This window comes from Arthrobacter sp. efr-133-TYG-120, assembly GCF_030209785.1.
In the GTDB taxonomy this organism is placed as follows: Bacteria; Actinomycetota; Actinomycetes; order Actinomycetales; family Micrococcaceae; genus Arthrobacter.
In genome coordinates, this window is the sequence record NZ_JARVRI010000018.1 from 11,366 (window position 1) to 36,811 (window position 25,446).

A 25,446-nucleotide genomic window follows, 5' to 3' on the forward strand; every position below is an offset into this window, starting at 1 on the left:
CGTGACTCACTCAAATACCGCCGCAGCTCGTGCCCTGGCAGACGCCATGACACGCGAGCAGCAGGTGGGTTTGCTCCTGCATCCCATCATCATCATTGACAACGACGGGGACCCCGACGCCTCTTCAGGCTTTGGTGGGCCGACGCTCCGCCAGCTCATTGAAGACCACGGCATCAGGTTCTTTTGCCTCGGCAGTATTCCCGACCCTGCTGCCACATCCCGAGTCCTCAACCGGTTGCAGGACATTGCACGGGGAAGCGGATCGCGGCTTCCCTTGGTGTTCTCGACAGATCCCCGCCATTCGTTCATGCAGAACGACGGGGCCGCGCACCGTGCCGCAGGCGTCTCACAATGGCCTGAAAACCTGGGCTTGGGCGCCATAGGTGACACGGAACTGGTCCGCACCTACGGCAACATCCTGCGCAAGGATTACCTCGCGATGGGTATCAGAATGGCGTTGCACCCACAGGTCGACCTCACAACGGAGCCGCGCTGGGCAAGGCAGGCACAAAGCTTCGGGGCGGATCCTGCCCGTACCACCGAACTGCTCCTGGCCTTCCTTGAAGGGCTGCAGGGTCCGGCCCTCGGGCCGGAAGGCATCGCCGCCACCGTGAAGCACTTTCCCGGGGGAGGACCTCAACTCGGCGGCGAGGACCCGCACTTCCCGTATGGCCGCGAGCAGGTGTATCCCGGGGGCGCTTTCGGCGAACACCTCGCGCCTTTCCGCGCCGCCATCGAAGCGGGAGCAGCAGCGATAATGCCGTACTACGGGATGCCCGTTGACCTTACGGTGGACGGCGAGGACATCGAGCCTGTCGGATTCGCGTTCAATCGCCAGATCATCACAAACCTCTTGCGGGAGAAGCTTGGCTACGACGGTGTTGTTCTAAGTGACTTCGGATTGGTGACCGACATCGAAATTGGCGGCAAACCCTTTCCTGCCTGTGCATGGGGTGTAGAGCATCTCTCACCGCTCGAACGTGTCGGACGACTATTCAATGCCGGTGTCGACCAGCTCGGGGGTGAGCTGGACGCTCCGCTTATCCTCCGCGCTGTAGCGGAAGGGCTCGTGAGCCCCGAACGGGTGAAAGTCTCCGCGACGCGGTTGGTGAAATTGATGCTCGACCTTGGCCTCATCGACAACGAAACGGACACCAGGTCCTCAGCGGCGCTGCTCCCGCTTCCACAAGACGCGTTCTTGGGAAAACAAGCCCAAGCCCGGGCAGTGACCGTGTTGACAAACGGAAGTGACGACCTTCCCGTCCTGCCCCTTGCCAGGCCCCGCAAGGTGCATCTCGTCAACCTGTCCGAGGAGGCCCTTCCTGAAGGGTGGTCCGCCGTGGACGCGGACACGGCTGAAGTGGCCATTGTTCGGGTATCCGCCCCGTACGAACATCGTGACCGCTACTTTCTCGAGGCCGGGATGCAGCAGGGCTCGCTCGACTTCCCGGAGGAGGAAGTTGAGCGAATCGCCGCTTTGGGACGGCGTCTTCCCACAATCCTCGTTGTGACATTGAACCGGCCGGCGATCCTGACACCACTGGTGGATGCTGTCGATGCGCTCCTGGTGGAATTTGGCATTGCAGATGACATTCTCCTCGAAGTCTTGACAGGTGAGCGTGCCGCTGAGGGCCGACTGCCGTTCGAGTTGCCCAGGAGCATGGCAGCGATCGAAGCCAGCAACCCGGACGTGGCAAATGACACGGCGGACCCGTTGTTCCCGGCAGGGTGGGGGCTCTCGCTTTCCAGCCGTAACCCAAAGCTGAACAAAGCAGGAGCACAATGACCGGGAGCGGACTGCAGCTAAGCGCAGAATACCGGCGGGACAGTTCGTGGGTGGCAACATCGAGGCCGCGCCTGAGCTGGGTCTTCACCGAGGCGCCGCCGGGTTGGTGCCAGGCCGCAGCCGAACTGCGTCTCAATGACGGCCGGACCGAGCAGATCAACGGTTCCCTGAACGTGTTCGTCGGCTGGCCCTTTGAGGACCTCGTAGCCCGCGAAACATACCAGGTGCAGGTTCGGCTCCAAGGCGCAGATGGGATCTGGACCGATTGGAGCGACCCGCTGGATATTCAGCTGGGTACACTCGCGCAGGGGGAGTGGCAGGCCCGTTTCAGCGGACTGGCCGCACCACGTCAAGAGGCCCAACCCTTTATTATCCGCCACCGGTTCCTGCTTGATCGTAAGCCAGCACGGGCCACCTTGTACTGGTCCGCCCTCGGTGCGGTAAAAGCCCGGATTGATGGAGTCGACGTTGACGACTCTGTTCTGGCACCGGGTTGGACGAGCTATGCAGACAGGGTGCTCCACGAGACAACAGACGTAACTGCCCTGCTGCAGCCTGGATGGTGCACGATCGGGCTCGAAGTCACAGGCGGCTGGTACACAGAGGTTTACGGCTTTGCCGACGAGGCCCGTCGGGTCTACGGAGAGCAACCCTACGCCGCGGCACAGCTGCACCTGCTGTTCGACGACGGGTCAGAAGAAATCATTGCCTCAGGTGTTGACTGGGAGACGACTGCGGATGGCGAAGTGGTCGCCTCCGGCATATACGAAGGCGACACCATCGACCACCGCCGAAGCCTCCGCTGGTGGGACCCACAAGAGGGTGACTGGGAGGCTGCCGCCGTCGCACCCGACCAGCCAGTTCCCGTCTCCCGCATGAATGAGCCCGTCCGGCGGGTAAACACCTTGGCGCCCGTAAAGGTGTCATCCTCCGCCGCTGGTACCATCCTAGATTTTGGCCAGAACCTCGTTGGACGACTTCGCATCGAGGTCCAAGGTGCCGCCGGCACAAGGATCGAAATCCGTCACGCCGAAGTCCTGGAAGACGGGGAACTTGCAACCCGGCCGTTGCGCCGGGCGGCGGCGACGGACACGTTTATTCTCTCCGGAACCGGAACCGAGGTGCTCGAACCCGTTGGTACTTTCCATGGCTTCAGATACGCAGAGATATCGGGGCACCCAGGAGAAGTGGACCCTGAGCGGGTGCGCGCCATTGTGCTCCAAAGCGACCTTCGCCGCACCGGTTGGCTGGAAACCTCCAATCCGCTCCTGAACCAGCTTCACGAAAACATTGTCTGGAGCATGCGGGGGAACTTCCTCAGCCTGCCCACGGATTGCCCCCAGCGCGACGAACGACTCGGATGGACTGGAGACGCGCAAATATTCGCCCCGACCGCTGCGACACTCTTCAACTGCAACGGCTTCCTCGCCAACTGGCTCGTCGACCTCCGCGCCGAACAGGATAGGGCTGGCGGCGTCGTGCCAAACATTGTTCCCAACGTTTTTGGTTTCGCTTGGGCCGCGGCGGCATGGGGCGATGCCGCAACCGTAATCCCGACCGTGCTGGCCGAACGGTTCGCCGACAATGACCTGCTCAGCAAGTCCCTGGACAGTATGCAGGCGTGGGTCTCATCCGAGCTGGCAGCGGCGGGCGGCCCGGGGCTCTGGGAAACGACCCTCCAGTTTGGTGACTGGCTCGACCCCGACGCACCCGCTGACATGGCCGGAGCCGCCAAAACCCAGCCCGGACTGGTGGCCACCGCATACCTGTACCGGTCCCTTGACCTGTTTTCTAAGGCAGCGGTGCACCTGGGCGAGGACGAGTCCGCCGCCTGGGCCCGTGCCTCTGCCGAGGACGTGCGGGCAGCATTCGCAGCCGCCTACCTCACCAGTGACGGCCGACTGGTTTCAGACGCCCCCACCGCCTACGCCCTCGCCCTGCAGTTCAGCCTCATCCAGGACCTGCAGACTCGCGAAGCTCTCGCAATGCGTCTCGCACACGTCACCAAAAGGGATGCCTACCACATCTCAACCGGGTTCATCGGAACCCCGTTGGTGCTCGACGCGCTCACAGACTTCGGGTACGACAGCCATGCAGCAGCACTCCTGCTCCAGACCCGCTGCCCTTCCTGGCTCTACCCCGTCTCCATGGGCGCGACAACCGTATGGGAACGCTGGGACTCCATGCTCCCCGACGGGTCAATCAACCCCGGCGAGATGACCTCATTCAACCACTACGCGCTGGGCGCAGTAGCCGACTGGCTGTATCGACGTCTCGCAGGAATCGCCCCCGCAGCCCCGGGCTACTCGCAAATCCATTTCGCCCCGACCGTTCTTCCTGGCCTCGACCATGCAACAGCAACCGTGGACACACCCGCAGGACGCACACAAGGAGGCTGGCGGCGTGAACAGGGCGTAATCCACTGGAAGCTCAGAGTGCCCGCCCACGCGACAGCCGCGGTGCGCCTCCCGGGCATCGAGCTAGAGGTCGGGCCCGGCGTCCACGAATGGACCACAACCGAGCCCCCACGGACGGCCGCCGCCTCTGTACATATGTGGTCCCCCGTATCCGAGGTCGTAGACAACCCGGACGCGTTCGCAACTGTCATGAAGGTACTCGCCAGCCACGACGGCCACCTCGCCGAAATGGTGCGTCGGCGCACCGACTGGACCTTAAGTACGCCCTTGCAGATCGCGCTGTTTTCGGTGCCACCCCACGTGCTCAATCAAATCGCGAAAGAGCTGGACGCCTGACATGAGCGGTTCTAAGCCCTCCCACCACGGAGACTAACCAACCCTTTGGATTTCCTCTGCCTATCACCCTTGACCCCGAAAAGAGCAGGAATGAATAGATCTTTTCCCCGCCGCCAGGACCTTGCCGTTATCAGCAGTGGTACCGGACCTTCCCACCGCAGCCATGCAAAATCCACCCGCCACATCCCGGAACTGGTGGCGGGGCGGTGAGCAGCAACAGGTATCCAGCCGCGGTCGACGTAGCCATCGTTGGCAGCGGGCCTACAGCATCGGCCTATGCGCGGATCCTCAGCGAGGAAGCTCCCGGCGCCACTATTGCCATGTTCGAAGTGGGCCCGACGGTCAGCAATCCGCCCGGGGCGCATGTCAAGAACATCGAGGACCCGGAACGCCGCAGCCTGGCCCAACGGGCGTCGGAAAGCCCCGGTGCCGGTACCGCAACGGTGAACTCGCCGGGCGCCGTCAAGAGCGGCGAACGCCGTGCGCGCCCTAGCACGTACCTTCTGCCGACCGGTTACGCCTTCCCGGGCGAGGACGGCCTGCCCGTCGCGGCGATGTCCAGCAACGTGGGAGGCATGGCCGCCCACTGGACCGCCGCCTGCCCCCGCTCGGGCGGCAAGGAGCGCATGCCGTTCCTGCCGGACCTGGACGAGCTCCTTGACGAGGCGGACCGCCTTTTGGGCGTCACTACATCCGCTTTCGATGGTGCCCCCTTTTCAGACCTGGTCCGTGAACGCCTTGCCACGGTAGTGGAGCAGGGCCGAAAGCCTGCCTACCGCGTCCAGCCCATGCCGCTTGCTGTGCACCGGCGGGAGGATGGCGGCCTCGTCTGGTCAGGTTCCGACGTCGTGATGGGGGACGTCAGCCGGGAAAACCCGCAGTTTGAACTCTTTGACGAGTCGCTGGTGACCCGTGTCCTCGTGGAGGACGGTATTGCTTCCGGCGTCGAAGTCCAGGACCGCCGCAACGGCGGAACCCATCACGTGGCCCCCGCTATGTTGTGGTGGGAGGTGACGCGCTGCGCACGCCGCAGCTGCTGTGGGCTTCCGGCATCAGGCCCGACGCGCTGGGCCGCTACCTTAACGACCAGGCGCAGGTGGTGTTCGCGAGCAGGTTGCGCGGCGTTTCCGCCGAACAGGTGACGCGGGCCGCTGACGGTGCCCTGAGTGAGCAGAGCGGCGTGGCGTGGGTTCCCTACATGGACGAGGCGCCATTCCACGGCCAGTGCCATACGCGTCGACGATGCCTTCCCGGGCGGCCCTTCATTGGAAATTTCAATTTTGGACTGCCGTTGGTTCTCTCTAAGGTTCGTCGGCGAAACCATCAGAGCTCCACGAGTACTTGTCCCTGGGTCTTGATGATGAGAAATACCTCCGCATCGATGAGACGCACTCTGGTCTCGTCCGGGCTCAAAAGGTTGACCAGCCCCAACGAAGGAAATGTCCTAACGACGCTTCCGGAGTGATAGATCTTCCCGTTGTGCCAGGCTTGGATATACTCGCCGGGTTGAAGGTCTTCTACAGGACATCCATGCTCTCCTTGTGAATCAATTGCTTCCGATGTCACACGACGATCACGCTGTCGAGGAGAAGCATCTGCATAGCACCCCGCTCTGCTACCGGCGGTGACGCCATCCGTGCTCACGTTGTTACTCCACGGGAACAACGCTGTGGCCAAGCGCCAGGCCGTAGAGGGCCCTGGGTTCACAACCTGAAGCCTCAATCCAGATCAAGTCTCCGTTTGGGCTCACGCATTCAACGCGTCCCACCCGGACGATGGTGCCCGTTTCCATGACCTTCACAATTCGTCCTAAAAGCTCGTGGCTATCTTCGGGACCGTGCTTGCTTTGCATGCTGAGGTCCGGTTCCATTGGCGGTTTTCCTTATAAGTGCGTTGGGACGGGAAGGGCAGTAGCCATTTAGAACACTCCGCCCCAAGCGTGTACAGCGCTGCGGGCGGCGCCGCGGACGAGGCCGTTCTGCTCACGTAAAAGCCCCTTTGCAGCGTCCACGTCGCGTTCGCTTAGGGCGCGCACATAGGATGCCAGCAGATTGTGGCCGCGGCGCTCCTGCCAAAGTTTGTCGTCGTAGGTTCCCAGCCAAGCCGCAGCGAGGCTGCACTCCCGGAAGCGGTCAACCAGGTCGCGTGAGTGCGCCAGCCCGACGACCGCTGCGTGGAAGTCAAGGTTCCGCTCGAGGAAAGCCTCCAGGTCACCGCTGGTTTCCAGCGGCATCGCGGCAAGCTTCTGGGCGTCCAGTACGAGCGAGGCGATCTCGTCATCAGTTGCGTCGCTAAGGTATTTATCGATCACGCCGCTCTCAAGCGCGTAACGGGTGCGATACACGCCATCGACTGCATCTGCCGTTAGCGGTGTGACGGTGAAGGAACCATCAGCCTCGTTTTTGTCCACCAGCCCTGCTGCGGTCAGCCGCATCAGCGTATTGTAGACGGTAGTCGTCGTGATGCCAAAGTCTGATGCCATGTGTTCGAGGTCGACCTCACGGCCCACTGTCACCGCCCGCTGCAGGATCCACCGGCGAGCAGCCAGGAATGCATGGCGTTCGCGTGTCTCATGGAACTCCCCGAACTGTCCGCGGTAATAGGCGAGTGGCTCACCGAGGTGGGCTTCCGCGCTAAGCACCCGCCCGAAGAAGACGGTATGGGTACCCCCGACGTGCGTCTCTTCCACGGCACATTCCATACCTGCGAGCCGACCAGGGAGCAGTGGCTGGCCTGCAGCCCCGGTCTCAAGCCGGAGCCCCTCAAAACGATTATCAAGCGGACGGGCAAATCGTACTGCCAACTCGCCTTGGGCGGACGAGAGCACATTCGCAGCGAATTTCCCGGTGCTCAGGAGTGCATCGTGCGTGCTGCTCGATTGGTTCAAGCAGACGAGTATCATCGGCGGGTCAACTGAAAGTGAACTGAAGGCCGAGACTGTAGTACCGAACAGCTGGTCACCTTCTGTGGTGGTGATGATGGTTACGCCGGAGGCGAAGTGGCCGATGACGTTGCGAAATGCGACGTCATCGATGGGAGGAAGCTGCGGGAGGTTCACTGGCATGAATGGCCTTTCGTGTATTTGAGGAGTTTCGTCGCGGTCAGCTGTTCACGGCATGTCCGTCGGCATAGGGCCGGGCGCGCGGCCCGAGCATGATCTGGCCGAGGAGTCCTTGCAAAACCATCCGCTCGGGTGCGGAGAGAGGCTTGAGCCACTCGTCGATGAGAGCGAGATGCCTGGCGTGCGCGTGGCTTACCAACTCGCTACCGGTTGGGGTCAGGGTCATAACGATCGATCGCAGGTCGGTCGTGGAATCGCGCGTCGTGACCAGCTCTTTCTTCTTAAGCGTCTTCATCGTGGAGGAGACTGAGGCCCGGCTCATAGCCGTAGAGGTGGCAACTTCGTGCGGCTGCTGCGGACCCGCGATCCATAGCGAGAAGCAGACCCTGAACTCGGTCCAGGAGAGAGCTGCTGGCCGCAGTACCTCATCCTCCGCGTCGTTCAACATGAGGCGATTGACACGGCGAAGCAGCAAACCGATTGCGGCGGCGTCCTCCAATCTTGCGTCGGCGAATTCGTCACGGGCGCGGCTCCGAGCACGATCAAGGAACGTGCCAAAGCGGTCCCCGGCCTGGTTAGCCGTCGCAAAGTCCGGAGATTCGACTGTTTCGCTCATTTGCACTCTCTCTGCCTCGATGAGGAGGTCTGCTCCCAGATTAGAAGCGCTCGATCTGTGGAACTAGTTCAGCTATTTGCTACCATCTTGGGTTTATTGCTCTGTAAAAGCAAGGCCTTGGGCGGACTTTTCGCTCAAAGTAGTTCATTCATTGACTACTTTGCGAAGCGGTGTTAGCGTGATCTCCAGCACAAAGTGGAGCCGCCGAAGACGATCGAGCCGGGCCAGGAAGGCGCCGCAGTGAAGTTGCCAAAATGGATGGAGCGCATGTCAAAGTCGTCACCGAACGGCATAGGCCGATATCCCCGCCCGGAATGTTTGCCACGGATCTCTAGGGCGGATTTCCGCATTTCACTATGACTATGTGGGCTGCCCTGGCAGAACGCGATCGGGATTGTGTGGCTGACTACCAGTGAAAGCCGCAATTCTCCCTTGACCCCAAGTACCCGAAAGGCATCGCATGACCCGCCAGATGACCCTCACGACCTTCCTGCTGCCCTTGGGCTACCACCGCAACAGCTGGCGGCTTCCCGGTAGCCGCGCCGAAGAGGTCCCGGGCCTCGAATTCGTAGTATCACTTGCGCAGATGGCCGAGAAGGCCAAACTGGACGCGGTGTTCTTCGGCGACATCTCCCACGCAAACGGAGCCATGCGCGGAGACACGATGATGAACGGCTTCTACGAGCCGATGACCGTGCTCTCTGCCATCGCGGCCCGCACGACGAAAATCGGCCTCATCGGTACGCTCTCGACCAGTTTCACCGAGCCCTACAACGCGGCTCGTCAACTGGCCGCACTGGACCACCTTTCGGGAGGCCGGGCAGGGTGGAATGTCGTAACCTCAACTGACGGGTTCGCCAACTTCGGAATCAAACAAGTGCCCGACCCGATCGAGCGTTACCGCCGTGCGCAAGAGTTCGTGGAGGTCGTGCTCGCGCTTTGGGACAGTTGGTCGGACGACGCAGTGCTCGCCGACCGTGCCGCCGCTCAATGGCTCAATCCCGGAAAGCTGCGCCGGCTCAATTTCGAGGGAGAATTCTTCAACGTCGAGGGTCCAATCCCGGGGCCACGTTCACCTCAAGGGCGCCCGGTGATCGTGCAGGCCGGTTCGTCAGGGCCAGGCAAAGCACTCGGAAGCGCTGTAGCTGATGCAATCTACACCGCCCAGTCTCTGCTTCCCGCTGCTGTGGAGTTCGCCGAGGAGTGTCGAGGGCTTATCTCGGAAGCCGGCCGCAACGCCGGCCACGTCAAGATCCTGCCGGGCATCGTTCCGGTGGTCGCCGACACTGCAGCCGAGGCGAATGAGATTGCGCACGCGCTCGGGGAACTGCTGGACTACGGTCAAGAGCGCCTGGAGATCGCAGCCCAGCTCGGTATCGATATCGATGACATCGACCTCGATGATCGTATCCCGGAAGACCGCTTCCCAGCGCCGGAGCGGCTGAGCAGCAGGCAGAACATCTTCCGGAGTAAGGCCGTGGACGGCGGCCTTACCCTTCGCGAGCTGGTTCTTGACCGCGCACGATCCACCGGCCACCAGTGGATCGTTGGAACCCCATCCACGGTGGCAGATCGAATGCAGCAGTGGTTCGACTCAGGGGCGTGTGACGGTTTCAACCTCAATGCCCCCTATAACCCTGACGGGTTCGAACGTATCTGCAGCAAGCTCGTGCCCGAGCTACAGGACCGCGGCATCTTCCGTAGCGAGTACACAGGTACTACTCTGCGCGACCATCTGGGCCTGCCCCGCCCGAATGTGCGGTTCTGACCGATGACGATCAGCGAGGGAACCATGAAGACATCACGAACGACAATCACCCGGCCTGGCGTTCATCCGAGCGAGGTCGTCGGCAAACCGGCGCCGCCGCCTCTGCGGCGGGAGAGTATCACGACACATGGCCTGCGGCTCGAGAAGGACCTCGCCATCGTCCTCCGTGACAACACGACCATCTATGCTGACGCCTACCTCCCGGAGTCCGAGGAGGCTTACCCTGTTTTGCTTGCATGGGGACCCTACGGCAAACACTGGGTCACGGACCGCATGTTCCCGGGGGCAGACGTTGACCCGGAGTGGATCTCGCCTCTGACCGGCTTCGAGGCGCCCGATCCCGTGTTTTGGTGCGCGAACGGCTACGCCGTCGTGCTCGTCGACCCCCGCGGACTGTGGCATTCGGAGGGAATCTTCCCGCACAACGGCCCCCAGGAACGCGAGGATCTCTATGACACTATCGAGTGGATCGGCAGCCAGCACTGGTGCTCAGGTAACGTCGGCATGCTGGGCGTGTCCTACCTGGCGGGAAGTCAGTACCAGGCGGCAGCTGCTCGTCCACCGTCGCTGAAGGCCATCAACCCGTGGGAGTGCTTCTCGGACTGGTATCGGGAGTTCGCCTACCACGGCGGCATTCCCGAGACCGGCTTCCGGCCCCGGGTCTCCCAGAATGTATCGTACTCGCTGAACGGCACGGAAGATCCTGAGGCGAACGTAATAGCCCGCCCACTCGACGATCCCTACTACGCCGATAAATACGGGCAACTGCATGAGATCGGCATCCCGGCATATGTGGTCGCGTCCTGGAGCGACCACGGCCTCCACACTCGTGGCACGCTCGCGGCGTACTCCGCAATAGGTTCCGAACAAAAGTGGCTTGAGGTGCACGGCCAGAAGAAATGGCGTCAGTTTTACGCCCCGGAAAGCCGGGCCAGACAGCTCGCGTTTTTTGACACCTTCCTAAAGGGGGAGGACCGCGGGCTCGAGCGGTGGCCGAGTGTACGGCTCGAGGTACGGGACGATCCCCGCAAGAATCGCGCGCGGTGGGTTGAGCAGGCCTTCTGGCCCCCTGCTGGGGACTACCGTTCGTTAAACCTTGACATGGCGACCCGCCAGCTCACCCCTGAGGTCACGCCAGCCGGAGAGCTGCGGATCGACCCACTCAGTGAGTCAGTGGAGCTCCGCTACGTCTTCGACCGCGACACCGACCTCATCGGCCCGATGTCCCTTCGGCTGTGGCTGCGCGTCGACCTCGGCGAAGGGGCCGCTCCGGAGGCCGCGCTCGACGCAGACGTTTTCGTCATCGTGCGCAAGCTGGATCGCGCTGGAGACGACGTGACTTTTCCCATTAATGCCCTGTTCTCCGATGGTCCGGTCGCCCTTGGATGGCTGCGTGCAAGCCATCGCGCACTTGACCCGGTTCGCTCGACAGCACTCGTACCTTGGCACCCGCACACGGGCGAACAAACGCTCGAAACCGGAGTGCCCGTACCACTTGAGATTGAGGTCTGGCCACAGGCGACCCACTTCGCCGCAGGCGAGAGCCTGATGCTCGTGGTGCAAGGCAGAGACTACAACGTGCGGCCCCCAGTTGCCGGTCGACCTCCGCTGCAGATCCTGCACGAGGATCTGCGCAACCGCGGCGCCTGGACACTGCTGGCGGGGCCCTGTTACGACAGTCGTCTGCGGATACCTGTCGACCAGGCCTCCGTCCGCGACGGGCAGTGGTGAGTCCTTTGCTCCGTTATATTGCAGGACGCGTAGCAGCCGCAGTTGCTGTGCTGTTTGCCCTCTCGGTGCTGTGCTTCTTGATCGTCCGGCTTATCCCAGGTGACCCGGTTGCCAACATCGTCAACAGCAACTCCGCCACACCCGAACACATCGCATCCATCCGCGCGCAACTAGGTCTGGACCGGCCCTGGCCCGAGCAGTACCTCACATGGCTCGGCGGACTGCTCACGGGCAACCTCGGCCGCTCGCTGACCTTGCCCGTACTGCTCCAGGATCAGGTCGCGACCCGCCTGCCCGTAACGATCGAACTGGCCGTCATCGGCACAATCGTCGCGGTGATCTTCGGATTGAGCTTCGGAACGGCCTCGGCCTATTGGCGTGGCAGGGTACCCGATGTCTCGATCCGAGCACTCGCCTTCATCCTGCTCGCGCTACCGGAGTTCATCGCCGCGACCCTCGTGGTGGTCGTCAACTCGCTGACGCTCCGCCTTCCCCTACTTGGTTACGTGCCGTGGGAGCAGAGCCCTACAAAGAACATCATGTCCTTGCTAGTTCCCGGCATCGTGCTCGGCATCACAAGCGGGGCCGTGCTGACCCGCTATGTACGCAGCTCGCTGCTTGATGCCCTCGATCAAGACTATATTCGCACCGCGCGCGCCAAGGGCGCCTCTCATCTACGACTCGTCTTCGCACATGCGCTCCGTAACAGCATGATCCCGGTCGTTACGGTCATCGGAACCTCGCTGGCACTTCTGATCGGTGGCACCGTCGTCATCGAAAACGTGTTCTCGCTGCCTGGGATGGGGACCGCACTTATCACGGCGATGAACACGAGCGATTACCCCGCAATCCAGAGCTACGTCGTGATCCTCGGCGCGTTCTACGTCGTGATCAATCTGCTCGTCGACGTGAGCTACCCCTTGATTGATCCTCGAGTAAGGCTGGTGAAGAAGTGACCGCAACCGCACAAACCCCAAGACGTCACACACACAAGCGAGGCGGAAACTGGGAGCTGTGGCTCGGAATCGCTCTGCTCGCCGGCCTTGCGCTCTTCGCGCTGACGAGCCTGCTGCCCGGAGTCGATGCGGAGGGTTACGGATCCACCGCCCTGTCCGCTCCATCGCCCCAGCACCTGCTCGGCACCGACAATCTAGGACGAGAGATGTCGGCCCGACTTTCGACCGCAGCGCTCAGCGGGCTGCTGCTCGCTGTAGTTGCCACGCTCCTTGCAGCGGTTGTGGGCACAGCCCTGGCACTTGTCGCATCCTACTTCGGTGGTCTCTGGGACTTGATTATCATGCGCGGCGCCGATCTTGTACTCTCGATTCCCGGCCTGCTCATGGCACTCGTAGTAAAGGCCATTCTTGGGCCGGGAATGATCACACTTCTCGTGACCATGACGGTGTTGTTCGCCCCGGTACTCGCGCGCATCATGCGAGGTCCCATGCTCGCCGTCCAAGAACGCGGTTTCGTGACTGCAGCCGAGATTGCAGGGTGCTCTCGCTGGAGCATTGCGACCGGGCACATCCTTCCGAACGTACTCACACCCCTGCTTGTCACCGCGGCCGGCATCGCCGGCCAGACCGTCCTCGTCGAGGCCACCCTTAGCTACCTCGGCCAAGGTACGCCGCCCCCGAGCCCCTCCGCCGGCCGAATGGTCAATGAGTTTCAAAAGTACATGCTCGTGTATCCACATCTGATCGTGCTGCCTGCCATCCTCATTCTTCTGCAAGTGGTCGCCTGGAACCTGCTCGCTGATGGTTTACAGAGGGTCATCCGCGGCGGCTCCCACACCCGGTGGAGCGCCCTGATGGCGCTGATCGCCGGCTGGAGACCGGCCCGCGGGGCCACGAAGCATATGGAGGACCTCACGCCCGACCCCCACCGGCAGCACACCACCACACGCACCACCGACATTTACTGATTGGAGTAACAAGCATGAAGAAACGCACGCTCCTGCGAGTCGGCATCGGCGCCGCACTCGCAACGACACTTGCTCTGACCGCCTGCAGCGGCCCGGCCCCAACGTCACAAGATTCCCCACGAACTGGCGGGGTACTCCGCTACGGCGTCGACTCCCTACCGGTGGTCGGTGGTCTGGACCCTGTCGAAGGCACCCAAGCTCTGGCCAACCGCATCGTGCTCGCCCAAATGTACGAGACGCTGCTCACCGTCGACGAAGCCGGCAAAATCCAGCCGGGCATCGCCAGCGCCTGGACAGAGTCTGCCGACGGTAGGACCTTCGACTTCACCATCCGCAATGACGTCACCTTCGCAGACGGTAAACCGCTCACCCCCGAGGACGTCGCCTACTCAATCTCCGCCGCCGCGCCCAACGCGCCCGACCAGCTCGCTGGATTTTCACAGGCGCGTGTCGCCGACGGCGGCAAGGTCGTAGTCACCTTCGACCAGCCGAACGGCTCCTTCCTTCCGATCGCCTCGGCATGGTCGGGCATGTTTATCTTCAGCAAGCAATGGTACGAGAGCACCCCCAAGGATGAGCGCATGCGCTCGGCCGACGGCTCCGGCCCGTTCGTCTTCGACAGCTGGCAGGACGGCGTCAAGCTCACGCTTAAGAAGAACGAGAAGTTCCACAGTGCCAATGACGTCAAACTCGACGGCATCGAATGGGTGCAAGCCCCCGACAACTCCACCCGGCTAGCTATGCTGCAGCAAGGCCTTCTCGAGGCGGCTGAGGTCACCGACCCTGTCATCGCCGACCAGGCCAAGGCCGCGGGATTCGTTGCGGGCGCCGCGCCCGTGCTGCGGAACATGTCCCTGATGATCTCCGCAGCCGGGACGCCGCTGGAGAATATCGACGTACGCCGTGCCGTCTCGCTCGCGATGGACCGCGACGAGATCATCCGCGTGGGCATGACCGGTAAGGGCGAGTCAGCACTGCCGATACCGCCAGGCGATCCGCGCAAACTCGAGCAGAATCCCGCTGATGCTCCTTACTACAAGCACGACCTCGAGGAGGCGAAGAGCCTGATAAAGAAGTCGGGGCTCAGCAATATCTCCATCGACCTCACCTACGCGGGAGACATCAATGCGGCCGATGTCCCCATCCTCGAAGTGATCAAAGAACAGCTCAAGCGTGTCGGGATCACACTCAACCTCAAAGCAGAAGCCTGGTCGACGATCTCAGCGATCTTCGGCGGAGCGCCAGCTCCCTCCGGACTGATCATGATCCCGGCCATCGCCCAGTCCGACATCAGTGGCTATTTCGCACCTACGAGCGGGAGCGTGCTCGACTTCTGGGGAGAAAACCCTGATGCCAAACAGGCCCGCGCAATCGTGTTGCAGATGATCCACGAGCCGAACCCCGAGGAGCGTCAAAAGCTGGCTCAGCAGGCAACAGACGAATACACCAAAAATGTACTGGTGCTGATTCCTGCTTCGCGCGTACTCGGCTACGAGTTCCTCTCCACGAAGGTGCAGGGCTACAAGCCCGACCCCTTCATGGGTCGGATGCACCTGAAAGACGCCTGGCTCCAAGGCTGAGACGTCCAAGCCCAGCAGCGAACGGGGTTCCCGCCTTCCGGCGGGAACCCCCCGGTTAAACTAAGGACTGAGCAATGAACCAGCAGCATGCCCTCCACGTCGAGCGGCTCAGCATCGCCTACGGCCCGGGCGCGCCCGTGGTATCCGACGTCTCGCTGCATGTCGCCCCCGGTGAGGTCGTCGGCATAATCGGCGAATCCGGATCAGGCAAGTCGACGATCGCCACGGCCGCGATGGGGCTGCTTCCACCGAGTGCCATGATCCAAGCCGAGCGCTTGGAGGTCGCAGGACGCGACCTTCTAACAGCCAGCGAACGTCAGCTCCGGGCGATGCGCGGGCGAGTGGCCTCAATGGTCTTCCAGGAGCCAATGACAGCGCTCAACCCGGTAATGTCCATCGGCGACCAGATTGTCGAGGTAATGCGTATCCACAAGCTCGCGACTCGCCAGGCAGCCCGCGCACGAGCCCTTGAACTCCTTGAACTGGTACACATGCCGGATCCACGGATGCGCATGCGCCAATATCCCCACCAGCTCTCGGGCGGCCAACGGCAGCGTGTAATGATCGCCATTGCACTCGCGGCCGATCCGGCACTGCTGGTCGCGGACGAGCCGACCACTGCGCTCGACGTCACCGTACGGACCCAGATCCTGTCTCTGCTGCTCGAGCTTCGGGACCGGCTCAACCTGGGCATCCTCTTGATTTCCCACGATCTGACGATGATCGGGGCCAACTGCGACCGCATCAACGTCATGTACAAGGGCCGAATCGTGGAGGAAGGCGGGGCAGGGAAGGTGCTGCAGTCCCCCCGGAGCCCCTACACCACTGCACTACTCCAGTGCGCCCCTGGAGCTCATATCGCGCCCCGGACACGGTTGAGCGTCGTCAGCGAAGTGATGGAGCGGCAGGCATCGTCGGCGGATTCTGAGGCCCGCCCCTCAGCGACGACCTTGACGCTCGTCGAGCCAACCCCGACGCTCATCGGCTGGGATCCCGAGGGGCCCGAATCCTTCGTCCGTTTCAACGCGGTCACCAAGGACTACCGCACATCGTCCTTTGGTCATACCCAAGCGCTCAAGGGCATCACTTTCGGTCTTCGTCGCGGCGAGACCTTCGGTGTGGTCGGTGAATCGGGCTCGGGCAAGAGCACCCTCGCGAAGCTGGCCATGCGTATCGAGGCCCCAACAAGCGGAACGGTAAGTTATGAAGGAGTGGACCTCGCATCCCTGCGGGGTCGTGCACTACGCGACCATCGCCGTCGAGTGCAAATCGTTTTTCAGGACCCTAACGACACCCTTGACCCAAGGCACGCCGTAGGCCAGTCGATCGCTGAGCCCATGTCAGCCCAAGGCCGGCGCGGCCCCGCCGTCGCGGCGCGAGTGCAGGAGTGTCTCGAACTTGTCGCGCTTCCGGCCGACGCGGCAAGACGGTACCCGCACGAATTCTCGGGTGGACAGCGTCAACGCATCGCAATTGCACGCGCCCTGGCGACGGACCCGGAACTTATCGTGCTGGACGAGCCAACCAGCGCACTCGACGTCTCAGTACAGGCGCAGATCCTCAATCTCCTAGTCGACATCCAAGCGCGCACGGGCGTGACCATGCTCTTCATCTCGCACGACCTCGCGGTCATCCGGCACCTCTCGCACCGCGTGGCCGTAATGCGGCACGGGGAACTCATCGAGTACGGAGAAACAGAAACGGTGTTTTCAGTCCCGCGCGAGGAATACACACAACAGCTGCTTCAGGCCACCGAGCTGGCGCAAGAAAGGAATACAGCATGATCAGTGACTCCCACGTTCCCCTCGACCTCGTCGTGACCGCCGGGCGCATCGATACCGGTGAGGGAGGCCAAACCGGAATCAGCGCGCTTGGAGTGCGACGAGGACGAATCGTCGCCCTCGGCACTTCCGCCGAAGCGGCAGACTGGCCGGTAGCCGGCTCCACAGCCCACCACGACTTCGCCGGCGCTACTGTCTGCGCTGGTCTGTCGGACCCGCACTCACACCCAGTGCACGGTTTGCTCGGCATGCGCGGCATCGACCTTGGTGAAGTCCAGAATTCCAGGCAACTGGCCGCGAGGCTCTCGGCGGAGGCAGAGCGATTGGATCCCGGTCAGTGGATCATCGGTCGCGACTTACATCCCGAAGTGTTCGAGGGAGACCCAAACAGTGAACCCCTCGACCTTGGAAGCCCGAAGAATCCCGTTTTCCTCCGTCTTATCGACTTCCATGCTGGTGTGGCGAACTCCTGCGCGTTGAAAGAGGCAGGGATTACCGGGCTGACTCCGCTGCCAGGCGCCGCCGAGGTCGTGCTCGACACGGCGGGAGCACCGACTGGATACCTGAAAGAGTTCGCCGCGATGCGGCTCGTCGAAGACATGGCGCCCGTGCAGAGCGACCGGGAGCGCGCCGACGCACTCCTGCAGTTGCTGCGCGAGATGGCGGCCAGCGGCCTGACCGCGACACACTCCCTCACGTTCGATCACAGCTGTGTGACTGCTCTCGAGCTAATCGAAGCAGACACAGACCTGCCACTGCGGGTCCGGCTCTCACCGGTATGCCGCAGTGGGGCGCAAGACGGCGATTACACGATCGATGAGATCATGCGCATGCAGGGCATAGGTGGCAGGGACTGGTTGATCGAGGGCGCCAAGTTCTTCCTCGACGGCACAATCGACAACGGTACAGCGTGGCTCCGCGAAGCGGACACCTTCGGCGAATCGACCCGTTCAGTCTGGGACGATCCCCAGCAGTACTCGGCCGCCCTGCGGCAGTTCCACGACGCCGGGATCCCCACGGCAACGCACGCCATTGGTGACGCCGCGGTCCAACACGCGCTGCGCGTCATCGCCTCGCTTGAACGGCGGGAGAACTCCCCACGGCACCGCATCGAACATGTCGAGATCGCCGACGACGAACTCGTCCATGAGTTCGCCGCTAGCGGCGCGATCGCCAGCATGCAGCCGGCACATGCTGCCATGTCGCTCGGTGTCGATGGCTCCAGTGTCTTCTCACGCAGACTTGCCGAGCGAACCGGAACTGTCTTCCGCGTGCGCTCCCTTATCGAGGCGGGAGTCGTCGTGGCGTTGGGTTCGGACTGGCCAACCGGGCCGTTCGATCCACGGACCATCATGGCCATGGCGCGGACGCGGCGCGCACCCGGAACCGACATGGACCCCGTGCTGCCCGCGGAAGCAGTTACGGCCAGGCAGGCACTGACGGCCTACACGTCGGCCGTAGCGACTCTTCACGGCACGGAGACAACCGAAGGGGTGATCGCACTTGGCGCTCTCGCGGATCTCACCATCTTTGAATCAGACCCGCTGACAGTCGAGGCGGATGCACTAGAGGATGTGCCGGTTCTTGCAACCTTCGTGGCCGGGCGGCGCACGTGAACGCGGCCCACGGCCGATCATGACTCGCTCTGGAGCCACCGCCGCCCCACTCAGTACGGTATTCGAAGAATAGGATCAACCATGCAGGATGTTTCACTTGAAACTTGGTACGACAATTATCTGTCTGCGTTCAATTCACAGGACATCGGCGCACTCCAGCGCTACCTGCACATCGAGATCGTCTTTGACTGGGATGGCGCGATGGACGACCTCGTGGGCCGTGACGCATTCTTTGACTTCTACCGCGTGGCGTGGCGCCATCTGCGCGAGAACGTCAGTGCGCAAGTTCTGGAGGCGGACGAGAAGCATATCCGCGCGTTGGTCCAGAACACGCTCGAAGTCATCGAGGACTGGCCGGACTCTCCGCTCCGCCCCTACGTCAAGGGCGAGATCATCCAGCTGGCCGGAGAAATGACGTATACGCTCGACCAGCGAAAGATCACCCGAATTCGATGAGTACATTCAAAATAGAGGAATGTGTAATGCCCAAGCTGAACCTTCTCGTAGAAGAGATCGCCCAACTCGCGGACCGACCGCCATTCCTGTCCCCGGATGGGTGGGACACACTGACCCATCCATCGCTGGCTTCGGCAGGATATCGAAGCCGCGAGTACCGAGTATCCGGTGAAGCCCGCGTTTTTCGGACACCCGATGCGATCCCTTCGTCCGAGCGATACGCCACACGGGTGCTGGTTATCGCTCCGGAGCGTGACGCCGACTTCAGCGGCGTCGTCCATATTGAATTACTCAACCCATCAAGCGGTTCAGACTTCCCGATGTTCTGGCCGGACGCCGGCTTCCACCTGATGGCCCGCGGCGATGCCTACCTCGGGGTGACTTGCAAGTCGGTAACTATTGCTGACCTTCGTAGCCGCGATCCGGAGCGTTACAGATCTCTTTTGATCCCGCATGACAGCATGATCTGGGATCTTCTGGGTTCAGTAGCGGGGGCAACGCATCAAGAGGAGGCTGGAGGTATGCTCCTTGGATTGCGTGCGCCGTCGAGGCGCTTCGCCACTGGTTGGTCCCAATCCGGAAGTTTCCTCCGCAGTTACCTCTCGGAGCGGTTCCATGAGGAGCACTCGTCCGCCCTCGCTGGAGGGGTGCCCAACGGCGACGAAGCACAGTCGCAGATTATAGATGGCTACCTCATAGGAGTCTCGAGCGGAGGCTTTGGTCCGATGGGCTACGTCGAAATCGACCGAGACGGGGAGATGGAGCTGGATACGAGCTTCACTCCAACTGAGTCGCTGCCTGGCCTTATTGCTCTTGATGACCACAGGCGTACCATCAGCCGGCCCCCGGTTCCGGTCATCGAATACCTCAGCGAGGACGAGGCAGTACAGCACCTCTGGCACCAGCGCCCTGACAGCGACCTGCCTGGCGACCAGTACCGCTGCTACCAGGTGCCAGCTCGGGGCCATGAGACAGGGCTACTTACTACCTCAGCGAGACGCTCTGAGAATGGGCTGTCCGATGGAGAAGACCTCGACAGCGAAGATCCGCCGCGCCACGATGGAAGCCAATGGCTCATCGCGGCCACCATCACGCATCTGGTGCTGTGGAGCGAAGGCACCCCGCCCCCGCGGGCAGACCCGATCCCGTTCGATGTGCCAAAAGCATTGACACGCGACACTCTGGGTGTCGACTACACGGGGATCGTTCCAGTACACGACGAGACCGGGCACGCGATGGGCGGACTGCGCTACCTGGAGATCGAGCTGCCCCTGGCACGCATGCAGGTCGTGCCTAGCCAACGACACATCATGCGTCCCTGGGAACACGTCCCCTTCACGCGGGCGGAGGCCGATGCCAGATACGGCGGCGAAGCCGCATATGCGCAGCTGGCACGTCGCCGTGCTGCCCAGCTGGTAAGCCAGGGCTGGCTACTGCCCGAGCACACGGAGCTGGCCATACGGGCGGCGTGTGAAAAATACCCGTCACACACCTAGATGAGTAATTCCTAGCCGGCCTTATGCAGAGCAGACCCCCGGTGCTGTTTGCGCCGGGGGTCTGTTAATTGCTGGCGGAGGGTGTTAACTTCCCGGAGATTCCGTACCAGTCCGGGTACAACAAGCGCGTCCGGGCGGCAGGACCGCTGGTCTCTGCGGCCATCACCACGCTGGCCCGTCCTGGCACGAGATCCTGCGCCTTATCGACTCCACTCCGCTGCCCTGCAGCATGTCGCGGGGAACGGTCAAACGCTCCGACTTGTCCGGCCACGCAGACTGTGGGTCCTGCGCCTCGCACTGGCGCTTCTTCTGGGGATTCCGGCTCTATCTGATTAGCACCCCAGAAGGCATGCCTGTGATTTGGGGGCTCGCGAACCCTAAACTCGGGGAACGCGAAGTCACCCAGGCGCTGCTCGAGCGCGAGCACAGGCACATCCACGCCGGGCAAGTCATCCTCGGCGACAATGGCCTCGCCGGCCGTCACTTTGAACGGTTCATCACCAAAGACCTCGGTGTCACGCTGATCCGGCCGAACCGCAAAGACGAGAAACCACGGTTCGGTCGGTTCGGCGGGATCCGCCAATGGATAGGGTCGGTCTTCGACACGCTCAAAGGCCAACTCGGCCTGGAACACCACGGCGGACGTACCCTCGAAGGCGTCTACGCACGAGCCGCCTCAAAACTCCTTGCACCTGCCGCCGGGATCTGGCACAACTGGCGCACCAACACCCGTCGCAAACGCTCCCTCACCGCTTACGACCTCTAAAACCGCCAAAATCATTAGGAATTAATCATCTAGGACTGAAATCGGGAATGCGTCTTCTGCGACGACAGACCCGCGGCTTGAGCGAGTTCGTCTCGCCATGTCGAGCGGTTCATGTACATGTTCCTCTCGAAACTTCCGTTTCAAGTCAGGCAGGTACAAGACCGAGCACAGCCAGGGCGGCAGAGGAGCTTTCACTGACAACCATTGGACAAGGCACTGTCCACGCTAAAGATGCGGCCGCGTACCCTCAATGAACGGGAAGTTCGAGAGATGCCATCGGAACCTTGCCGAGGAATTTGCTGACTCGTTGAAGGCAAGACGGAGACCAATTCGCCGAACGAATCCTCAACCGTAGCCACGATGAGGAAGTTCGGAACCAACGAGGCGTTTTGAGGGAACCCCTACCAACGCCATAGGCGGAAAGCACAACGCACTGTCATGGCCGTCCATCGTTTCATCCCAAGTCAGTGATGGACCGATCGATGTCGGTCGTATCATCGCCCACCAGCTGCCCGAGGAGCCCTACCAACATGTGCTGCTGGGGGAGTGTCAGGGCGCTAAGCGTCGCAGTAGCGTTACGCATAGCGCGTTCGTGGATCTCGCGGGTGAGGTCGCCACCTTGTGGCGTCAGCGACATGAGAATTGAACGCTGGTCGGTGGACGAGGCGACAGATGTAACGAGCTGTTGGGCCTCGAGCGCTTTGCGTGCGGCGCTAATTGCGGCGCGACTCATGGACGTGAACGAGGCCAGACGGTGGGGTTCAAGGGGGCCGGCGACCCACAAGGTGAAGCAAACGCGGAAGCCTGCCCAGGTGAGCCCGTCGGGAAGCTCAAGCGTGTCGCTATCAGCCATCAGCCGCGAAGCGCGCCGCAGGAGCAACGTTAATATCACGCTGGGTCCACTTCCGAGATGCCCCAGCTCGGCAACGGTGCGATCCCCGGCCGCTTTCACGAACGTTAGAAAGCTGTCGTCAGGGGGACTCGGCGGTTCCTGTTGCACTGTCATCGTCAACACCATACCTTGGGCTTCGCGGTACGTCGGTTACATTGCCGCGCATCATGTCAGTTGGTAGAAGCGAACCTTGATGGCGTCAGGGTACCGCGCGCCCGTGCTGACGAAGACGCTGTCGTTGAGCCATCCGTACCGTCCGGCTGGAGCGGAGAATTCGGGCACGCATCGGAAGTAGTACTCGTCAGCGTCCACATCTTCGCCAGCTGCCAACCGCTGCATAACAGCCGGATCCCCGCGGCGAAGCCCGCGGTTGCGGCAGCGCAAGTGGACACCGTCGTCCGTTTCGAGAAGATAAAGCGCATCGATGACGGTGACGCCATCCGGGCGGGTCAATTGCCAGTCATAGCCTCCGACCATGGTTCCTCGGATACGTGGGCCCTCGAATGGCCCTCCTGCGGGGATAGGAATCACCCTTTCGAGTCCCTGGGCAGTGTTACCGATAGTGACGGCTGGTGAGAGGTCGCCGGTGGCCTCGAAGAGAAGTTTTAGCCCTGGTTCACGCATGGGGGGCTCCTTTCTGCGGATCGGATTCCGCGAGACATGATCGTGCCCGGGATCCGGACATTGTGAGATTGATAGGGAAGCAGACAGATGCAGGAAGAAGGCGCTTCCGCGCTCCGCCCAGGCTTAGGCGTGGCGAGAGAAAACTTCACGTCCGTCGACCCAAGTCGACGTCACTCGTGCCTCACCAATTTGCTCGGGAGATTGCGCGAATGGATCAAGGTCGAAGATCGCAAAGTCGGCGTCATATCCGACGGAAAGCCTGCCAACTCTGTCCTCTTGTCCGTTTAGGTAGGCAGAACCAGCTGTATATGCATCCCAAATCGAAGTCAGCGACAATGCTTCCTCCGGAAGGAAGCGCTCGGTGCCCGGGGCTCCCGCAGCTCGCCGGTTTACGGCAACGTGCATACCTGCGACTGGATTGATGTCGGAGACGGGCCAATCGCTTCCGGCCGCGAACCGGGCGCCAGCCTTCTCCAGCGTTCCAAAGGGATACTGCAACCCGCGAAGGTCAGGATCCAGGAACGGAATAGTCAAATCCTGCATATACGCGTCGTTCTGGGCCCAAAGCGGTTGCAGGTTCGCGATCGCCCCGAGCGCGGCGAAACGATCCGCATCTTTGGGCTGCACAACCTGCAAGTGTGCCAAGTGATGTCGTCGCTCGGCTGGGCGGGGAAGGGGCGAAATCGCATCGAGTGCATCACGAACTGCCTGATCGCCAAGGGCGTGAAAATGCATTTGGAAGCCGGCGGCGTCGAGTTGCCTGGCGGCAGACCCCAGCTGCTCAAACGGTACCAGCCGCATTCCTTGGTTATCGGTCGGATGGCCGTGACTGTCGTGGTAGGGCTGGGTTAGCAGCGCGGTGAAGTTGGCACAGGTGCCGTCCAACATGATCTTAATGGAGTCGGCACGGAATCGGGGGGCCCATTCTCGTGCACGATCTCGACGCTCGATCAGCTCGGCAACCTGGTCAGTCCCTCGATTGCGATCCCACCACAGAGCTCCGCGAACTTTTGCGATCAGGTCGCCGCGAGCCAATGCGTGAAGGTAGACGTCCAGAGCATCAACACCGTTGTCATGGATTCGGAGAAGGGCATCCTGCCAGCCGGTGATCCCATGAGAGAAGCAGTGATCCTGGGCAACGAGCAGCCCGCGATGCATTGCGTGCAAGTCAGGTTCGGGCGCGATGGACTGGACGAGTATAATGGCTCCCTCGTGCAGCGCCCCGGATGGGAAGCCGTCCGCTTCTCGCTCGATGCGACCGTCGGAAGGATCAGGTGTGGTCGAGTTGATGCCCGCCTCACGTAGAGCCGCGCTACTCGCCCAGGCACTGTGTCGCTCCGCGCTGCGTAGAACGGCCGGGCGGCCGTCCGCTGCCGCGTCCAGTTCCTGGCGAGTTGGCAGGCCGTTTGGGAAAAGGTCCTGCTGCCAACCTCCGCCGACCACCCACGCATCTTTGGGCAGGGCGGCTGCGAATTCGGCAATGATCCGCAGAACCTCGTCACGACTTGTCGCTTGATTGAGATCGCACTGACCGCGTTCCGTGCCTCCCATAATCGGGTGCAAATGGGCGTCGATAAAACCCGGGCTCAGCAGACCGCCGGCAAGGTCGACTTCATCAGCATGACCGACTCGGTCGCGGACTTCCTCGCGGGGGCCGATTGCAGCGATAACACCATCGACAACGCCGACCGAGGCCGGTCGCGAACCGACCCCGGTCAGATAGACTGAACCGTTTGTAAAAATCGTGGAATTCATTGCCTGTCTCCTGTCGATCTCATTTCGGACCATCAGAATCGGACGCCGGCGAGGGCAAGGTTAAGGGCAGCGGGGGTGTGCTCAGGCAGGTACCAACGCCGCTCGACGAGCTCCGCCAATCGCCTTTCAACGCGTTCCCTATACACCTGGAGCGATCCGTACAGAGCACGCATTTCATCTCTTGAGAGTGCACGATGCTCCGACAGGTAGCTGCGGAGGAAACTGCCTGACTTCGACCATCCGTTCGCGACGATACGTTCCGCCCCTTTGAGGCCCGGAAGCAGTCCGCCACCTGCGGGGGTGCGGAGAGCTCGTGCTACCGCTGCGATCGCGTCCCACAGAAGTCCGTCATGCTCCACCGACAATCGCGCATACCTGTCGCTGCTCTTGAGCGCCTCGACGATGATGCTCTTGCAGGTGAGCCCTACGTAGGCGTCGCCACGCCGCAGGACGTACCCGGCTGCATCGGGCCAGAACATGGACGATTCCACTCCACCGGAAGGGTTCAGAAGCTCGAAATGAACATTTCCGCTGAACCTCTCAGGTCGGAGCGGGACGACAGTGATGACACGGTTAGTGAAATAAGACGTTGCGAGCACCGGGTGGGGCATAGCGCCGTTGTTCTCTGCGAACAGGGGTCCCATGGCGGTGATCGTGAACTCTCGGATGTCGTAGCCAGAGTCCTTGATTGCGGCAACGTTCTCCGAGATCTGCTGGGGGAGGTGCGATAGTGATTCAGTCGCACCGCTAAGCTCGTAAATCATGTGGAGTGTCTCATCCTAGGTCTTCAGTGGAATTGGTGTTGGTTTGATAAGAACAAGGTCATCATCTGTTTCCTTTG

18 protein-coding genes and 2 pseudogenes are annotated in these 25,446 nt (G+C 61.9%); 13 read left to right on the top strand and 7 right to left on the bottom strand.

What is annotated here, in order from left to right; genetic code table 11:
• Window position 1 precedes the first annotated feature (1 nt).
• From QRN51_RS12175 to carA, 3 genes and pseudogenes are all read left to right on the top strand, one after another.
• The gene (locus tag QRN51_RS12175; RefSeq protein ID WP_284990106.1) at window positions 2-1,786 is read left to right on the top strand and encodes a glycoside hydrolase family 3 protein; all 1,785 of its coding nucleotides are present in this window, start codon (window positions 2-4) and stop codon (window positions 1,784-1,786) included.
• Complete coding sequence (locus tag QRN51_RS12180; protein ID WP_284990107.1) at window positions 1,783-4,539, top strand: family 78 glycoside hydrolase catalytic domain; 2,757 nt, start codon at window positions 1,783-1,785, stop codon at window positions 4,537-4,539. Before QRN51_RS12175 ends, QRN51_RS12180 begins: the two co-directional genes overlap by 4 nt.
• Window positions 4,540-4,745: 206 nt before the next feature.
• Window positions 4,746-5,764: pseudogene (gene carA / locus QRN51_RS12185) on the top strand (c-glycoside 3-oxidase CarA); the annotation flags it as partial.
• 423 nt (window positions 5,765-6,187) lie between these two features.
• Here the strand turns inward: carA and QRN51_RS12190 are convergent.
• The 3 genes from QRN51_RS12190 to QRN51_RS12200 are packed head-to-tail and all read right to left on the bottom strand — an operon-like array spanning window position 6,188 to window position 8,216.
• Window positions 6,188-6,409, bottom strand: a complete 222-nt coding sequence (locus QRN51_RS12190; protein ID WP_284990109.1) for a hypothetical protein — start codon at window positions 6,407-6,409, stop codon at window positions 6,188-6,190.
• 48 nt (window positions 6,410-6,457) lie between these two features.
• Window positions 6,458-7,603 carry a flavin reductase gene (locus tag QRN51_RS12195; protein WP_284990110.1) on the bottom strand — a complete coding sequence of 382 codons (1,146 nt, stop codon included), beginning with the start codon at window positions 7,601-7,603 and terminating at the stop codon, window positions 6,458-6,460.
• Between the two features lie 37 nt (window positions 7,604-7,640).
• Window positions 7,641-8,216: a MarR family winged helix-turn-helix transcriptional regulator gene (locus QRN51_RS12200; protein ID WP_284990111.1), complete on the bottom strand. Its 576-nt coding sequence runs from the start codon at window positions 8,214-8,216 to the stop codon at window positions 7,641-7,643.
• A 460-nt stretch (window positions 8,217-8,676) separates the two neighbouring features.
• Here QRN51_RS12200 and QRN51_RS12205 point away from each other — a divergent pair, with 460 nt between their 5' ends.
• The 10 genes and pseudogenes from QRN51_RS12205 to QRN51_RS12250 form a co-directional block, all read left to right on the top strand.
• Entirely contained in the window at window positions 8,677-9,984 is a 1,308-nt protein-coding gene (locus QRN51_RS12205; protein ID WP_284990112.1) for an NtaA/DmoA family FMN-dependent monooxygenase, read from the top strand.
• A 24-nt stretch (window positions 9,985-10,008) separates the two neighbouring features.
• The gene (locus tag QRN51_RS12210; RefSeq protein ID WP_284990113.1) at window positions 10,009-11,715 is read left to right on the top strand and encodes a CocE/NonD family hydrolase; all 1,707 of its coding nucleotides are present in this window, start codon (window positions 10,009-10,011) and stop codon (window positions 11,713-11,715) included.
• 5 nt (window positions 11,716-11,720) lie between these two features.
• The gene (locus tag QRN51_RS12215; RefSeq protein ID WP_284990114.1) at window positions 11,721-12,671 is read left to right on the top strand and encodes an ABC transporter permease; all 951 of its coding nucleotides are present in this window, start codon (window positions 11,721-11,723) and stop codon (window positions 12,669-12,671) included.
• Window positions 12,668-13,639 (top strand): ABC transporter permease, encoded by a 972-nt coding sequence (locus QRN51_RS12220; protein ID WP_284990115.1) that lies wholly within the window; start codon window positions 12,668-12,670, stop codon window positions 13,637-13,639. Before QRN51_RS12215 ends, QRN51_RS12220 begins: the two co-directional genes overlap by 4 nt.
• Before the next feature lie 14 nt (window positions 13,640-13,653).
• Entirely contained in the window at window positions 13,654-15,219 is a 1,566-nt protein-coding gene (locus QRN51_RS12225; RefSeq protein ID WP_284990116.1) for an ABC transporter substrate-binding protein, read from the top strand.
• Between the two features lie 74 nt (window positions 15,220-15,293).
• Window positions 15,294-17,003 (top strand): dipeptide ABC transporter ATP-binding protein, encoded by a 1,710-nt coding sequence (locus QRN51_RS12230; protein WP_284990117.1) that lies wholly within the window; start codon window positions 15,294-15,296, stop codon window positions 17,001-17,003.
• On the top strand, window positions 17,000-18,616 hold the full coding sequence (locus QRN51_RS12235; RefSeq protein WP_284990118.1) for an amidohydrolase: 1,617 nt from the start codon (window positions 17,000-17,002) through the stop codon (window positions 18,614-18,616). Before QRN51_RS12230 ends, QRN51_RS12235 begins: the two co-directional genes overlap by 4 nt.
• Before the next feature lie 81 nt (window positions 18,617-18,697).
• Window positions 18,698-19,072, top strand: coding sequence for a nuclear transport factor 2-like protein (locus QRN51_RS12240; protein WP_284990119.1), 375 nt, complete (start codon window positions 18,698-18,700; stop codon window positions 19,070-19,072).
• Between the two features lie 26 nt (window positions 19,073-19,098).
• Window positions 19,099-20,568, top strand: a complete 1,470-nt coding sequence (locus QRN51_RS12245) for an alpha/beta hydrolase domain-containing protein (protein ID WP_284990121.1) — start codon at window positions 19,099-19,101, stop codon at window positions 20,566-20,568.
• Window positions 20,569-20,657: 89 nt separating this feature from the next.
• Window positions 20,658-21,334 (top strand): annotated as a pseudogene (locus QRN51_RS12250) (IS982 family transposase); the annotation flags it as partial.
• 454 nt (window positions 21,335-21,788) lie between these two features.
• Here the strand turns inward: QRN51_RS12250 and QRN51_RS12255 are convergent.
• The 4 genes from QRN51_RS12255 to QRN51_RS12270 form a co-directional block, all read right to left on the bottom strand.
• Window positions 21,789-22,187, bottom strand: a complete 399-nt coding sequence (locus QRN51_RS12255; protein ID WP_284990122.1) for a MarR family winged helix-turn-helix transcriptional regulator — start codon at window positions 22,185-22,187, stop codon at window positions 21,789-21,791.
• 204 nt (window positions 22,188-22,391) lie between these two features.
• The gene (locus tag QRN51_RS12260) at window positions 22,392-22,850 is read right to left on the bottom strand and encodes a DUF3237 domain-containing protein (RefSeq protein ID WP_284990123.1); all 459 of its coding nucleotides are present in this window, start codon (window positions 22,848-22,850) and stop codon (window positions 22,392-22,394) included.
• Window positions 22,851-22,973: 123 nt separating this feature from the next.
• Window positions 22,974-24,605 carry an amidohydrolase gene (locus tag QRN51_RS12265; RefSeq protein WP_284990124.1) on the bottom strand — a complete coding sequence of 544 codons (1,632 nt, stop codon included), beginning with the start codon at window positions 24,603-24,605 and terminating at the stop codon, window positions 22,974-22,976.
• Window positions 24,606-24,637: 32 nt separating this feature from the next.
• Window positions 24,638-25,369, bottom strand: a complete 732-nt coding sequence (locus QRN51_RS12270) for an alpha/beta hydrolase domain-containing protein (RefSeq protein WP_284990126.1) — start codon at window positions 25,367-25,369, stop codon at window positions 24,638-24,640.
• Window positions 25,370-25,446 lie beyond the last annotated feature (77 nt).

Coding starts and splice junctions, on each gene's coding strand:
- QRN51_RS12210 (WP_284990113.1), top strand. CDS start 10,009: ATGAAGACATCACGAACGACAATCACCCGGCCTGGCGTTCATCCGAGC.
- QRN51_RS12270 (WP_284990126.1), bottom strand. CDS start 25,369: ATGATTTACGAGCTTAGCGGTGCGACTGAATCACTATCGCACCTCCCC.
- QRN51_RS12200 (WP_284990111.1), bottom strand. CDS start 8,216: ATGAGCGAAACAGTCGAATCTCCGGACTTTGCGACGGCTAACCAGGCC.
- QRN51_RS12190 (WP_284990109.1), bottom strand. CDS start 6,409: ATGGAACCGGACCTCAGCATGCAAAGCAAGCACGGTCCCGAAGATAGC.
- QRN51_RS12180 (WP_284990107.1), top strand. CDS start 1,783: ATGACCGGGAGCGGACTGCAGCTAAGCGCAGAATACCGGCGGGACAGT.
- QRN51_RS12225 (WP_284990116.1), top strand. CDS start 13,654: ATGAAGAAACGCACGCTCCTGCGAGTCGGCATCGGCGCCGCACTCGCA.
- QRN51_RS12235 (WP_284990118.1), top strand. CDS start 17,000: ATGATCAGTGACTCCCACGTTCCCCTCGACCTCGTCGTGACCGCCGGG.
- QRN51_RS12240 (WP_284990119.1), top strand. CDS start 18,698: ATGCAGGATGTTTCACTTGAAACTTGGTACGACAATTATCTGTCTGCG.
- QRN51_RS12245 (WP_284990121.1), top strand. CDS start 19,099: ATGCCCAAGCTGAACCTTCTCGTAGAAGAGATCGCCCAACTCGCGGAC.
- QRN51_RS12230 (WP_284990117.1), top strand. CDS start 15,294: ATGAACCAGCAGCATGCCCTCCACGTCGAGCGGCTCAGCATCGCCTAC.
- QRN51_RS12205 (WP_284990112.1), top strand. CDS start 8,677: ATGACCCGCCAGATGACCCTCACGACCTTCCTGCTGCCCTTGGGCTAC.
- QRN51_RS12265 (WP_284990124.1), bottom strand. CDS start 24,605: ATGAATTCCACGATTTTTACAAACGGTTCAGTCTATCTGACCGGGGTC.
- QRN51_RS12260 (WP_284990123.1), bottom strand. CDS start 22,850: ATGCGTGAACCAGGGCTAAAACTTCTCTTCGAGGCCACCGGCGACCTC.
- QRN51_RS12195 (WP_284990110.1), bottom strand. CDS start 7,603: ATGCCAGTGAACCTCCCGCAGCTTCCTCCCATCGATGACGTCGCATTT.
- QRN51_RS12255 (WP_284990122.1), bottom strand. CDS start 22,187: ATGGCTGATAGCGACACGCTTGAGCTTCCCGACGGGCTCACCTGGGCA.